Source organism: Thauera sp. (assembly GCF_047601425.1).
In the GTDB taxonomy this organism is placed as follows: domain Bacteria; phylum Pseudomonadota; class Gammaproteobacteria; order Burkholderiales; family Rhodocyclaceae; genus Thauera.
On the sequence record NZ_JASGJL010000001.1, the window covers coordinates 2,779,927 to 2,792,121 of the forward strand.

11 protein-coding genes and 1 pseudogene are annotated in these 12,195 nt (G+C 68.3%); 6 read left to right on the plus strand and 6 right to left on the minus strand.

Features of this window, described 5'->3' with window-relative positions:
- Positions 1 to 28: 28 nt before the first annotated feature.
- The 3 genes from QM748_RS13525 to QM748_RS13535 all read right to left on the minus strand — a co-directional run bounded on the left by QM748_RS13525 (position 29) and on the right by QM748_RS13535 (position 1,604).
- Positions 29 to 211, minus strand: a complete 183-nt coding sequence (locus QM748_RS13525; RefSeq protein ID WP_415247447.1) for a type II toxin-antitoxin system Phd/YefM family antitoxin — start codon at positions 209 to 211, stop codon at positions 29 to 31.
- Positions 212 to 282: 71 nt separating this feature from the next.
- Positions 283 to 693, minus strand: a complete 411-nt coding sequence (locus QM748_RS13530; protein ID WP_415247448.1) for a CopD family protein — start codon at positions 691 to 693, stop codon at positions 283 to 285.
- Between the two features lie 35 nt (positions 694 to 728).
- On the minus strand, positions 729 to 1,604 hold the full coding sequence (locus QM748_RS13535; protein WP_415247449.1) for an NAD(P)H-binding protein: 876 nt from the start codon (positions 1,602 to 1,604) through the stop codon (positions 729 to 731).
- A gap of 21 nt (positions 1,605 to 1,625) precedes the next feature.
- On the opposite strand from QM748_RS13535, the pseudogene QM748_RS13540 reads away from it, so the two are divergent.
- From QM748_RS13540 to QM748_RS13550, 3 genes and pseudogenes are all read left to right on the plus strand, one after another.
- Positions 1,626 to 2,649: pseudogene (locus QM748_RS13540) on the plus strand (CDP-6-deoxy-delta-3,4-glucoseen reductase).
- Positions 2,650 to 2,668: 19 nt separating this feature from the next.
- On the plus strand, positions 2,669 to 3,805 hold the full coding sequence (locus QM748_RS13545; RefSeq protein ID WP_415247450.1) for an EAL and HDOD domain-containing protein: 1,137 nt from the start codon (positions 2,669 to 2,671) through the stop codon (positions 3,803 to 3,805).
- 222 nt (positions 3,806 to 4,027) lie between these two features.
- Positions 4,028 to 6,193 (plus strand): EAL domain-containing protein, encoded by a 2,166-nt coding sequence (locus tag QM748_RS13550; protein ID WP_415247451.1) that lies wholly within the window; start codon positions 4,028 to 4,030, stop codon positions 6,191 to 6,193.
- Between the two features lie 81 nt (positions 6,194 to 6,274).
- Here QM748_RS13550 and QM748_RS13555 read toward each other — a convergent pair whose 3' ends face one another.
- From QM748_RS13555 to QM748_RS13565, 3 genes are all read right to left on the minus strand, one after another.
- Positions 6,275 to 6,589, minus strand: a complete 315-nt coding sequence (locus QM748_RS13555) for a c-type cytochrome (protein WP_415247452.1) — start codon at positions 6,587 to 6,589, stop codon at positions 6,275 to 6,277.
- Between the two features lie 173 nt (positions 6,590 to 6,762).
- Entirely contained in the window at positions 6,763 to 7,620 is an 858-nt protein-coding gene (gene queF, locus QM748_RS13560) for an NADPH-dependent 7-cyano-7-deazaguanine reductase QueF (protein WP_415247453.1), read from the minus strand.
- A gap of 8 nt (positions 7,621 to 7,628) precedes the next feature.
- Positions 7,629 to 9,116: a cobyric acid synthase gene (locus QM748_RS13565; protein WP_415247454.1), complete on the minus strand. Its 1,488-nt coding sequence runs from the start codon at positions 9,114 to 9,116 to the stop codon at positions 7,629 to 7,631.
- Positions 9,117 to 9,276: 160 nt separating this feature from the next.
- On the opposite strand from QM748_RS13565, the gene cbiB reads away from it, so the two are divergent.
- The 3 genes from cbiB to QM748_RS13580 are packed head-to-tail and all read left to right on the plus strand — an operon-like array spanning position 9,277 to position 12,192.
- Positions 9,277 to 10,251: an adenosylcobinamide-phosphate synthase CbiB gene (gene cbiB / locus QM748_RS13570; RefSeq protein ID WP_415247455.1), complete on the plus strand. Its 975-nt coding sequence runs from the start codon at positions 9,277 to 9,279 to the stop codon at positions 10,249 to 10,251.
- Positions 10,244 to 11,272 carry a threonine-phosphate decarboxylase CobD gene (gene cobD / locus QM748_RS13575; RefSeq protein ID WP_415247456.1) on the plus strand — a complete coding sequence of 343 codons (1,029 nt, stop codon included), beginning with the start codon at positions 10,244 to 10,246 and terminating at the stop codon, positions 11,270 to 11,272. Before cbiB ends, cobD begins: the two co-directional genes overlap by 8 nt.
- Positions 11,269 to 12,192: a cobalamin-binding protein gene (locus QM748_RS13580; RefSeq protein WP_415247457.1), complete on the plus strand. Its 924-nt coding sequence runs from the start codon at positions 11,269 to 11,271 to the stop codon at positions 12,190 to 12,192. Before cobD ends, QM748_RS13580 begins: the two co-directional genes overlap by 4 nt.
- The last annotated feature ends 3 nt before the right edge of the window (positions 12,193 to 12,195 follow it).

Below are 12,195 nucleotides of genomic sequence, written 5' to 3' on the forward strand. Positions count from 1 at the left end.
TTCGTCGGACAGAGGCTCGAAAAAAGCCTCATCGAGTTGCTTGCCTGCCAGCCGGCCCGGTTCGACGTATGCAAGTCTCGGGCGCCAGCGGCATCAGGCGCGCATAAGGCTTGCCCGCCTTGGCGAGGATGATCTCCTGTCCGGCATGGGCCTGCTCGAGCAGGCGAGACAATTGCGTCTTGGCCTCATGGACATTGACGGTGAGCGGCATGACCCCTCCAATCGAACTAAGTCACTGGACCAAGTCTAGCTTAAAACGCTTCATCGGCGTGACTCCTGGATTCAGAACGGCTTGAACACCACGAGATAGACCACCACTGCGAGCACGAGCACCGGAATCTCGTTGAACACTCGGAACCACTTGTGGCTGCGGGTGTTGCGGCCTTCGGCGAAGGCGCGCAGCAACTGGCCGCAGTAGAGGTGGTAGAGGATCAGGAAGACGACCAGCAGGGTCTTGGCGTGCAGCCAGCCGCCGGCGAAGCCGTAGCCGAACCACAGCCAGAGGCCCAGCCCCACGGCGAGGATGCCCAGCGGAGTCATGAAGCGGTAGAGCTTCATTTCCATCATCGCCAGGCGTTCCTTGGTGGCGGCGTCCTCGACCATGGCGTGGTTGACGAAGATGCGCGGCAGGTAGAACAGGCCGGCGAACCAGCTCACGACGAAGATGATGTGCAAGGCCTTGATGGTCAGCATGTCGTTGAAATCTCGATGATGAAAAAAAAAGCGGCTCAGCGCCGATCGGTCAGGGCACGCAGTCCGTCCGCGACCGCCGGGTAGCGCAGCGCGGTGCGCAGTTCACGCTTGATGCGGCGGTTGTCCAGACGGCGCGATTCGCTCATGAAGGACAGGGTCAGCGGCGACAGGCAGCGGACGATTTCCTCGCGCGGCAGGCGAGGCGGCCGCGGCAGTGCCAGTGCATCGGCAACTGCGTCGAAATACTCGCCCATCTTCAGGCCGGAATCGTCGCTGGCGTTGTACACACGCCCGGCACCGGCACGGAACATCGCCATACAGGCCAGCCGGGCCAGATCGTCGGCATGGATGTGGTTGGTGAAGACGTCGTCCGCGGCCACCAGCACCGGATCACCGCGCTGCAGGCGCTCGCGCGGCAGGCGGTCCGCGGCGTAGATGCCCGGCGCCCGCAGCACGCTGACGCGCACGCCGCTGCGCCGTCCGAAGCGGCGCAGCTGGCGCTCGGCATCCACGCGCCTCAGAGCCCGTGCGGTGCTGGCGCGACAGGGCCGTGTCTCGTTGACGGCCGCACCTCCACAGTCGCCGTAAACCCCTGTCGTACTTATGTATACAAGGCCCTGTGGTAGACTCCGGGCCGCTCCAGCCGCGGCCAGAAAGCACTTCATCCGGGCATCCGCCACCCCCTGCGCGGGCGGCGGAGCGAAGTACAATACGACATCGGCAAGCCCGGCAAGCCTCGCCAGACTCCTGCGGTCGTCGAGATCAGCCCGGACCGGCACGGCGCCCGCCGCGCGCAAGCCGTCGGCCGCTTCGGCATGGCGCACGAGAGCAAGGACACGGAAGCGCTGCGTCAGCCACGGCAGGCAGCGGGCGGCGACATCGCCACTGCCGACGATCAGGACTCTTTTCATCCCATCATTATCACACGCACCATGAGCTACCGGATTTCCCTCCAGCCTGGCGGCCATTCGTTCGACGCCGCCGACGGCCAGACCGTCCTCGAAGCCGCGCAGGATGCCGGCCTGCTGCTGCCCCACAGCTGCCGCGACGGCGCCTGCGGCGCCTGCAAGGGCAGGATCGTGCAGGGCACGGTGGATTACGGCAGATACTCCGCCGGCGCGCTGAGTGCCGCCGACCAGGCGGAAGGCTATGCGCTGTTCTGCTGTGCCAGGCCGCTTTCCGATCTGGTGCTGGAGGCACGCAACGTCACCCGCGCCGGCGACATCCCGGTCAGGAAACTGCCCAGCCGGGTTCAGAAGCTGCAGCGGCTGGCCGACGATGTGATGCTGATCGACCTCAAGCTGCCGGCGAGCGAAACCTTCCGCTTCAAGGCCGGCCAGTACATCGACATCCTGCTCGCCGACGGCCAGCGCCGCAGCTTCTCGATCGCCAACGCGCCGCACGATGCCGGCCACATCGAGCTGCACGTGCGCCGCATCGACGGCGGCCATTTCACCACGCGTGTCTTCGAGGCCATGAAGGAGAAGGAGATTCTGCGCATCGAAGGCCCGCTGGGCAGTTTCTGGCTACGCGAGGACTCGCCGCGCCCAATCGTTTTGATCGCGGGCGGCACCGGCTTCGCGCCGATCAAGAGCATCGTCGAGCATGCGATCGAGACCGGCCTGCAGCGCCCGATCACGCTGTACTGGGGCTCGCGCGACCGTGCCGGCCTGTATCTGGACGAACTGGCACGCAGTTGGGAAAGCCGTCTGCCAAACCTGCGCTACATTCCGGTGCTGTCGGAGGAAAAACCGGGCGACGCCTGGGACGGCCGCCGCGGCCTGGTGCACCAGGCCGTGCTGGACGACTTCGCCGATCTGTCGGACCACGAGGTTCTACGCCTGCGGCGCACCGGCAATGATCGAAGCGGCGCGCACCGGCTGCTGTAGCGGGCGCGGCCTGCCCGAGGACGCCTTCTTCGCCGACGCCTTCACCTTCGCCAGCCCGGCAAACTGAGCCACTCACCGGAGCCGCAATGAGCCAGACCGTCCTGCTGACCCGAGAACCGGTGGTCAACAAGCGCCACGCGATCACCGCGAACCGCATCATCGTCCACGGGCCCAACGTCGCGGCGGTGGTCGAGGCACTGAACGCACAGGCCGCGGCCTGGCCGGCCCATCACACCGTCTTCGTCAGCCTCGGGCGCCTGGTGCCGACACCGGAACTGATGAACTGGCAGATGCCGGACAACGCCACGATCGAGATTCCTGCCCAGACGCTTGCCCATCCGCAGACGCAGGCGCTAATGGCCCAGCTGCAGGAAGCCGGCCGGCCGATGAACCTGACCTGGTATACGCCCGGCACCGCCCTGCCGGCCGGCATCGACTGGCGATTCGTGCTGATGGACGCCCGCCGTGTCACCTCTCCGGCCGGCGCACCCGGCCTCAAGCTGGCCTGGGGCCTGAGCGAAGCCGGCGGCTTCCCGGCAGCGATCGGCGCCGGCTTCGACGGCGCATCCGGCTGGTTCTTCCTGCACGGCCATCCGCCCGCCCAGGAGCTGTCGCCAAGCCATGCCCAGATCATTCGCCTGCTCAACCTGGTGCGCAACAATGGCGAGGTCCATGACATCGAAGCCGTGCTGAAGCAGGACGTCGCGCTGTCCTACAAGCTGCTGCGCTACATCAACTCGGCTGGCTTCGGCCTGATGTGCGAGATCCAGTCCTTCCGCCACGCGGTCAGCATCCTCGGCTACACCACGCTCAACAAATGGCTGTCGCTGCTGCTCGTCACCGCCAGCCGCAACCCGAGCGCGCCGGCAATGATGCAGACCGCGATCGCCCGCGGCCGCTTCATGGAAGAAATCGGCGCCGGCTATTTCGATGCCACCGAGCGCGACAACCTCTTCATCACCGGCGCGTTCTCGCTGCTGCCCCTACTGCTCGGCACCTCGATGCAGTTGGTGCTCGACGAGATGAACCTGCCGGCCAGCATCACCGATGCGTTGACGCACGGCCAGGGCGAATTCGCCCCCTTCCTGCGGCTGGCGCAACAGTGCGAGAACTTCGACGGCACCGGCCTGGCCAAGGCCGTCGCCGACCTGCATCTGCCCTGCGAGCGCGTCAATCACGCCCTGCTGACCGGCCTGGGCTTCGCCGACAGCCTGCAGGCCTGAGCCCGTCACCGTCCCTGCCAACTCGGTCACACGCGGAACCGGCACCGCCGGGCCAGAATCTCCCTGGCCTGCCGGGGCCGCGCAACCAGTCCGTTTCCGCCTCGGCAAGGCCGGATGGGGGACAGCGGCGCCATCTTCCGGATTCTTCTGCCACTGGAACAATCGGCCGGAGTACTGCATCATGCTGCGACAAATAACATTTAGAGATGATTTTGACGACTCATGTCGATTCCGGGCGATAAACCTTTCCAACCCCCAAAAGGCCTCGGCCCCACGGAACCCGACTTCCGCATCCTAATCGTCGATGACGATCCGGTGCTGCGCCGCACCTTCCCCCACGTCCTTGCCCATCCCGGCCGCAGCTTCGACGAAACGGGCAGCATCGCCGAGGCCGTCATCCGGCTGGAACAGCAGCATTACGACCTGGTCCTGCTCGACTACCGGCTGCCGGATGCTTCAGGCCTCACCCTGCTCGACTGGCTGGTCGAGCGCCGGCGGGACGAAGCGGTCATCATCATCAGCGGCGAGGATGCCATCGATGCCGCGATCGGCGCGCTGCGCCGCGGCGCCGACGACTACGTGCGCAAGCCCTACCACGTCGCCCAGTTGCAGCGGGCTGTGGAAAGCACCCTGCACAAGGGTGCGCTCGAGAAGGCCAACCGCGCGATGAGCCAGCGCCTCAGGGCCTCCGAGCAGCTGCACCGCTACCTGGTCGAAAGCTCGCCCGACCTCATCTTCACTCTCGATGCCGAAGGCCGCTTCAGTTACATCAACCCGCGCATCAAGCCCCTGCTCGGCTTCGAGCGCAACGCGCTGATGCGGCGCCCGTTCACGACCCTGGTCATGCCCGAGGACATCGACCGGATCTGCAACCTGCTCAACCAGCCCAGCCGGATGCCGGGCGAGAGCTTCAACGTCGAACTGCGCCTGCGCTGCAATCGCGGCAGCGGCTTCGACGACTGCGTCACCGTATCGCTGACCGGCCTGCCGATGCTGGCCCAGCCCGGCGACGGCCGCAGCAGCGGACTGTACGGCGTCGCCCGCGACATTTCGGAACGCAAGCGTGCCGAGGAGATCATCTCCTTCCAGGCCTATCACGACCAATTGACGCATCTGCCGAACCGGGTGCTGTTCAAGGACCGCCTCGAACTGGCGATCGCGCAGGCGCAGCGCCGCACCGGCGCGCTGGCGGTGATGTTCATCGACATCGACCGCTTCAAGCTGGTCAACGACACCTACGGCCACGCCGAAGGCGATGCCCTGCTGCGCGCGATCGCGGCCCGCCTGTCGGCCACGCTGCGCCGTGGAGACACCCTGGCCCGGCTTGGCGGTGACGAATTCACGATCCTGCTGCCCGACATCAAGGTTCCCGAGGACGCCGAGGTCATCGCCACCAAGATCCTCGACACCCTGGCCGCGCCGATCAGGCTCAGCCAGGGCGACTACCGCGCGACCATGAGCATCGGCATCGCCCTGTACCCGCGCGACGGCACCACCGCCGAAGACCTGACGCGCCATGCCGACATCGCCATGTACCAGGTCAAGCGCTCGGGCAAGAATGCCTTCCGCTTCTTCGACCCGGCGCTGAACACCCACCACCACGAGCGCATCGCGCTGGAAAACGACCTGCGCAACGCCCTGCTGCGCGATGAGTTCGAGCTGCACTACCAGCCGCAGGTCAGCGTCACCCGCCGCCAGATCGTCGGCATGGAAGCACTGCTGAGGTGGCAGCACCCGGTGCTCGGCCCGCTGTCGCCCAACGCCTTCATCCAGGTTGCCGAGGAACTGGGGGTGATCGGCGAGATCAGCCGCTGGGTCATGAACGAGGCCTGTACCCAGCTGGCAAGCTGGCGCGCACAAGGCCACACGGGACTGCGCATGTCGGTGAACCTGTCGCCGCTGGATTTCGACAAGCGCGACATCGTCGGTTCGATCACCGATTGCCTGTCCCGCCATGCGCTGCCGCCGGGGCAGATCGAGCTGGAGATCACCGAAAGCCTGATGATGAACGACACCGCCGATGCCGCCGCCAAGGTGCGGGAATTGCGCAGCGCCGGCCTCAGCGTCGCCATCGACGACTTCGGCACCGGCTACTCGGCACTCGCCTATCTGCAGAAATTCCCCATCAGCACGCTGAAGATCGACCGCAGCTTCGTCCGTGACCTCGACGGCCCGAACACCAATCCGATCATTTCGGCCATCACCGGCATCGCCCGCGGTTTCGCCCTCGACATCGTCGCCGAAGGCGTGGAGCAGCCCGAGCAGGCCGCAGCCCTGCAGCTGCTGGGCTGCGACGTCATGCAGGGGTACTGGTTCGCACGGCCGGCACCGGCACATGAAGCCCAGCAATGGCTGTCCCAGCCGGCACAGCTGTTCGCCGGCCACTGATCGACGAAAAAAAGCCGGCATCGCTGCCGGCCTGCGCAACGGCGCCACCTTCAGGCGGCGCCCATCATCCCGAAAACGAGCTCATTTCTGCGACAGGATCCACTCCACCAGCGTCCTCGCATCGGCGTCATTGACCTGCGGGTTGGGCGGCATCGCCAGCACCTTGTTGCCCCAGTTGCCCGTGCCGCCCTTCTGCACCTTGTCGATCAGCATGGCAACGGCATCGGCCTGGCCGGCATACCTGGCCGCGACGTCCTTGTAGGACGGGCCGACCCGCCTCGTCTCCACCGCATGACAGCCCATGCAGTTCTTGGCCTTGGCCAGCTCGGCAGTGGCGGAGGCTGGCGCGCTCGAAAGCAGCCCCGCGGCAAGCGCGGCAGCGACGAACAGTTTCATGCTTCTTACCTCGTTGATGGTGTTGGGCCCTGCGGGGACGTCCGATGTTGAGCCGGCACCTGCCCCCTGCGTTCCCGGGCCCCGGCCCCCGGCCCCCGGCCGTCAAAACAGCATTCCCCAACGAAAACCCTGGAGCCGGGCCGTGGATTTGACACGCTTCAAAACCGCCGGCGCTACTGCCTGACCTCCATGCCCTCGTCCGCCCGCAGGCCTTCGCGGCTGGCGCGGAAAGGATTGATGTCGAGCCCGCCGCGGCGCGTATAGCGCGCCCACACCGCCAGTTCGCGCGGCTTGCAGCGTGCCATCAGGTCGCAGAACACGCGCTCGACGCACTGCTCGTGGAATTCGTTGTGGCCGCGGAAGGACACGATGTAGCGCAGCAGGCCCTCACGCTCGATCGCCGGCCCGCTGTAGCGCACCACCAGCATGCCCCAGTCGGGCTGGCCGGTGACCAGGCAGTTCGATTTCAGCAGGTGGGAATACAGGGTCTCCGTCACGTCCTCGCCGCCAGCGCACAACTGCCCGGGCGCAGGCTGGTAGGTGTCGATGTCGAGTTCCAGACCGTCGAGGCAGGTCCCGTCCGGATAGGCCGAAGTCCGCTGCGGGCGCAATGCCAGGGGTTCGATACTCACCTTCACTTCGGCGCCGGCGGCGGCCGACAGGTCGCGCGCAATGAGGCGGCGCACCTCGTCCGCATCCGTGCAGTGCTGCTGATTGAAGGCATTGAGATAGAGCTTCAGCGACTTCGACTCGATCAGCCGCGGCGAGGACGCCGGCACGCGAAAACTCGCCAGCGCCACCACCGGCTTGCCACGCGGATCGAGCCAGGACAGTTCATAGGCGTTCCACAGGTCTTCGCCGACGAAAGGCAGCGCATCGGGCCTCAGCCCCAGTTCGTCGCGCTTCAGTTGGCGCTCGATCGGGAACAGCAGTTCGGGCGCATAGGTGTCGCGGTAGGCGACGGCGCGGCCGAGCGGAGAGGATTCGGCACCGTGCGGACGGCTGCCGGCGGGGTTCGTGGAGGTATTCATCGGCATGGTCATTTCGGCAGGGAGTGATCGAACAGGGCGTCGAGGTCGCAGGCGGCTTCGACCGCGTCGGCCAGACGGTCCAGGTCGGCTTCGCGGCGCGCCGCCAGGTTGACCTGCTGCGCATCGTTGAGGCCAGCCCAGGCGAGCAGCGCAGCCAGCGCCTCGGGCGCATCGAACAGACCGTGCAGATAGGTGCCCAGAATCTGGCCGTCTTCCGACAGCGCGCCGTCTGCACGGCAGCCTTCCGCCCCGTCCAGCCACAGCGCAGGCCGCAGCAGCGCCGGGCCGGCGGACACGCCCATGTGGATTTCGTAGCCGCGCACCGGCGCTTCGCCGCCGAGCGCGGCATCGAGCCGGCCGCCGGCATTGACGAGCTGCTTGTGCGCTTCCAGCCTCGTTTCCATCTCCAGCCAGCCCAGCCCGGGCGCCGTCCCAGGCGCGCCTTCCAGCCCCAGCGGATCGCCCAGTTGCCGGCCCAGCATCTGGAAGCCACCGCAGATGCCGACGACTTTGCCGCCATAACGAAGGTGGCGGCGTATCGCCTCCTCCCAGCCTTGCGTCCGCAGCCAGGCCAGGTCGGCACGCACGCTCTTGGAACCGGGAAGTACGATCAGGTCGGCCGGCGGAATCGCCTGCCCCGGCCCCACCCAGCAGAAATCGACCTGCGGATGCAGGCGCAACGCGTCGAGATCGGTATGGTTGGAGATGCGCGGGTACACCGGCGCCACCACGCGCAGCGCCCCCTCGCCGGCACGCACGTCGGCCGCGCCATCGGCCAGTGCATCTTCGGCATCGAGGAACAGGCCGTGCAGATAGGGCAGCACGCCGAACACCTTGCGCCCGGTGCGTGCCTCCAGCCAGTCGAGGCCCGGCTGCAGCAGGCCGATGTCGCCGCGGAAGCGGTTGATGATGAAGCCCCGCACCCGCGCCTGCTCGGACGGCGACAGCAGTTCGAGGGTGCCGACCAGATGGGCGAAGACGCCGCCGCGGTCGATGTCGGCCACCAGCACCACCGGCACGTCCGCCGCCTCGGCAAAGCCCATGTTGGCTATGTCGCGGTCGCGCAGGTTGATCTCGGCCGGGCTGCCGGCACCTTCGACCAGCACCGCATCGTACTTCGCGCACAGGCGGCCCCAGCTCTGCAGCACCGCCGCCATCGCGGTGGGCTTGTAGGCGTGGTAGTCGCGCGCCGACAGGTTGGCGACCGCGCGGCCGTGGATGATGACCTGGGCGCCGATATCGCTGGACGGCTTGAGCAGCACCGGATTGAAGTCGGTATGCGGCTCGACGCCGGCAGCGGCGGCCTGCAGCGCCTGGGCACGGCCGATCTCGCCGCCATCGACGGTGACGGCGGAATTAAGCGCCATGTTCTGCGGCTTGAACGGCGCCACGGCCAGGCCTCGGCGGCGCAGCGCACGCGCCAGCCCGGCGACCAGCGTGCTCTTGCCGGCATCGGAGGTGGTGCCCTGCACCATCAGGGTGATCGGAAGGGACATGGCGTAGAATCCGGGGTCCTCGGGTAAAGGGGGAGTGCCTGGCCAGGGGCGCGAAGCGCGCGGCCGAAGGCCAGGCGCGGGATTATCGCCGATGCCGCCGCCGCGCGCAGTGCCGGCCCCAGGCTCCTCCTGCCTTGCCCTGTCTTCATTCTCGTCACCGATGCTGCTCTCACTCCCGATCGTCCTTGTACTGAAGATGGCCGCCGGCCTGCTCGCCGACCGCCTGTTCGGCGAAGTGCGCCGCTTCCATCCGCTGGTGGGCTTCGGCCGCTGGGCGCGCGCGGTCGAAACCGCGGTGCGCAGTCTGCCCGGCGAGCACCGCCTCGCCGGCCTGCTGGCCTGGGCGCTGGCGGTGCTGCCCTGGGTGGCGCTGGCGCTGTGGCTGCGCGGCCTGCATCCGCTGGCGCACTGGCCGGTTGACATCGCGCTGCTGTATTTCGCCCTCGGCGGGCAGAGCCTGGCCGAACACGCCGAAGCCATCGCCGCGCCGCTCGAGGCCGGCGACCTGGAAGAGGCACGCCGGCGCGTGGGCTGGATCGTCAGCCGCGACACCCGTGCGCTGGACGCCGAGGGCGTGGCTCGCGCAGGCACCGAGTCGGTGCTGGAAAACGGCAACGACGCGGTGTTCGGCGCGCTGTTCTGGTTCCTGATGGGCGGCGGCGCGGGCGTGCTGCTGTTCCGCCTGGCGAACACGCTGGATGCGATGTGGGGCTATCGTACGCCGCGCTACCTGCGCTTCGGCTGGGCGGCGGCGCGCCTCGACGATCTGCTCAACGCCCTGCCCGCCCGCCTCACCGCGCTGACCTATGCCGCGCTCGGCAACACCCGGTGCGCGCTGGCCTGCTGGCGCGCGCAGGCGCCGGCCTGGGACAGCCCCAATGCCGGCCCGGTGATGGCCGCCGGCGCCGGTGCGATCGGCGTCGCGCTGGGCGGCGCAGCGGTTTACCACGGCCAGCTGGAGCAGCGTCCGCCGCTCGGCGAAGGCCCGCCGCCGGACGCCCGCGCCATCCGCGCTGCGGTGGCGCTGGTGCGGCGCGGCGTGCTGCTGTGGTGGATCGCCGCCGCGGCGATGGCGCTCGCCTTCCAGTTCGTCTTCCCTCCCCTCTTCCCGTTCGCAGGCCTGCCCCATGCTTGAGCACGGCGGACGCCTGCGCCGTGCCGCGCAGCAGTACGGCATCCCGCTGGACGGCTGGCTCGACCTGTCGACCGGCATCAACCCCAGCGCCTATCCCGTACCCGGCATCCCGCTGTCGGCCTGGCACCGCCTGCCCGAAGACGACGATGGCCTGGAGGCCGCCGCCGCACGCTACTACGGCAGCGACGCGCTGCTGCCGGTGGCCGGCTCGCAGCCGGCGATCCAGGCTTTGCCGGCCGTGCTGCCAGGAAAGCGCGTCAGTCTGCTGGCGCCGAGCTACGCCGAGCACGCCCACGCCTGGCGCGGGCGCGAACCGCACTGGTTCGGCGGCTACGGCGCTGCTGCCGAGACGGCGGTGGACACCAGCGACATCGTCGTACTGGTGCAGCCCGACAACCCCAGCGGCCAGCTGTTCGAACGCAACCGATTGCTGGACTGGCACGCCCGCCTCGCCCGGCGCGGCGGCTGGCTGGTGGTGGACGAGGCGTTCATCGACACCATGCCCGAGGCCAGCCTGGCGCCGGAAGCCGGCATCGACGGCCTGGTGGTGCTGCGTTCGCTGGGCAAGTTCTTCGGCCTGGCCGGTGCGCGCGTCGGCTTCGTTTTTGCCCCGGCGGCAGTCCGCCGACAGCTCGCCGAAGCCCTTGGTCCATGGACGGTCAGCGGCCCAGCACGCCATGCGGCGAGTGCAGCGCTGGCCGATACGGCCTGGCAGGCGCAGGCGCGCACACGGCTGACGACAGGCGGCGAACGCCTCGCCAGACTGCTGCACGCCGCCGGGCTGGGCCGGCCCAGCGGCCCCAGCCTGTTCAAATGGCTGCCGACCCCCCTCGCCGCCGACCTGCACGATGCCCTCGCCCGGCATGGCATCCTCGTCCGGCTGTTCGACGGCACGCCGCCCGGCGGCGCCCTGCCCGCCGTCCCGCCTTCCCTGCGCTTCGGCCTGCCGCCCGATGAAACAGGCTGGCAGCGACTGGAACACGCGCTGAACGGCTGCGCACCGGAGCGTTCCGCACCATGACCTTGCCACGCCTGCTCGCTTCCCTCGCCGCCATGGCCTGCCTGAGCGCTGCCCATGCCACCCCGGACAGCGTCGAAACAGTTGACGACATCGGCACCGTCATCAGGCTCGAACGCCCGGCGCAGCGCATCGTCAGCCTCGCCCCCCACATCACCGAGCTGCTGTTCGCCGCGGGCGCCGGCCCCCGGGTCGTCGGCGTGGTCGCCTACAGCGACTTTCCGCCCGAAGCGAAATCATTGCCGCAAGTCGGCGGCTACACCCAGGTAAATCTGGAGGCCGTAGCCGCGCTGAGGCCCGACCTCGTCGTCGCCTGGAGCAGCGGCAACCGCGACACCCATCTCGACCGCCTGCGCGCACTGGGCATCCCGGTCTTCATCAATGAACCGCGCAACCTCGACGACGTCGCCCTCAGCCTTGAAAAGCTCGGCCGCCTGGCGGGCACCGAAGCGACGGCAACCGCCGCGGCGCGGGCCTTCCGCATCCGCCATGCGATCCTCGCCGCGCGCTACCGCGACCGTCCGCCGGTGAGCACCTTCTATCAGGTCTGGAACGAACCGATGGTGACGATCAACGACGAACACCTGATCGCCGACGTCATCCGGCTGTGCGGCGGGCGCAACGTGTTCGGCAGCCTGGCCGCCCTGGCACCGAAGGTCGGCATCGAAGCGGTGCTGGCCGCGAATCCGGAAGCGATCGTCGCCAGCGGCATGGGCGAGGCGCGTCCCGACTGGCTGGACCAGTGGAAGCGCTGGCCGGATCTGGCCGCCAACATCAACGGCCATCTGTTCTTCGTGCCGCCCGATCTCCTGCAGCGCCACACGCCCCGCATCCTGGACGGCGCCACCCGCCTGTGCGAACAGCTCGAATCCGTGCGCACCGACCGCGGTGATGCACCGGCAGCCCGGGCCAACTTCCCGTAGGCG

Coding starts and splice junctions, on each gene's coding strand:
- QM748_RS13525 (WP_415247447.1), bottom strand. CDS start 211: ATGCCGCTCACCGTCAATGTCCATGAGGCCAAGACGCAATTGTCTCGC.
- QM748_RS13530 (WP_415247448.1), bottom strand. CDS start 693: ATGCTGACCATCAAGGCCTTGCACATCATCTTCGTCGTGAGCTGGTTC.
- QM748_RS13535 (WP_415247449.1), bottom strand. CDS start 1,604: ATGAAAAGAGTCCTGATCGTCGGCAGTGGCGATGTCGCCGCCCGCTGC.
- QM748_RS13545 (WP_415247450.1), top strand. CDS start 2,669: ATGAGCCAGACCGTCCTGCTGACCCGAGAACCGGTGGTCAACAAGCGC.
- QM748_RS13550 (WP_415247451.1), top strand. CDS start 4,028: ATGTCGATTCCGGGCGATAAACCTTTCCAACCCCCAAAAGGCCTCGGC.
- QM748_RS13555 (WP_415247452.1), bottom strand. CDS start 6,589: ATGAAACTGTTCGTCGCTGCCGCGCTTGCCGCGGGGCTGCTTTCGAGC.
- queF (WP_415247453.1), bottom strand. CDS start 7,620: ATGAATACCTCCACGAACCCCGCCGGCAGCCGTCCGCACGGTGCCGAA.
- QM748_RS13565 (WP_415247454.1), bottom strand. CDS start 9,116: ATGTCCCTTCCGATCACCCTGATGGTGCAGGGCACCACCTCCGATGCC.
- cbiB (WP_415247455.1), top strand. CDS start 9,277: ATGCTGCTCTCACTCCCGATCGTCCTTGTACTGAAGATGGCCGCCGGC.
- cobD (WP_415247456.1), top strand. CDS start 10,244: ATGCTTGAGCACGGCGGACGCCTGCGCCGTGCCGCGCAGCAGTACGGC.
- QM748_RS13580 (WP_415247457.1), top strand. CDS start 11,269: ATGACCTTGCCACGCCTGCTCGCTTCCCTCGCCGCCATGGCCTGCCTG.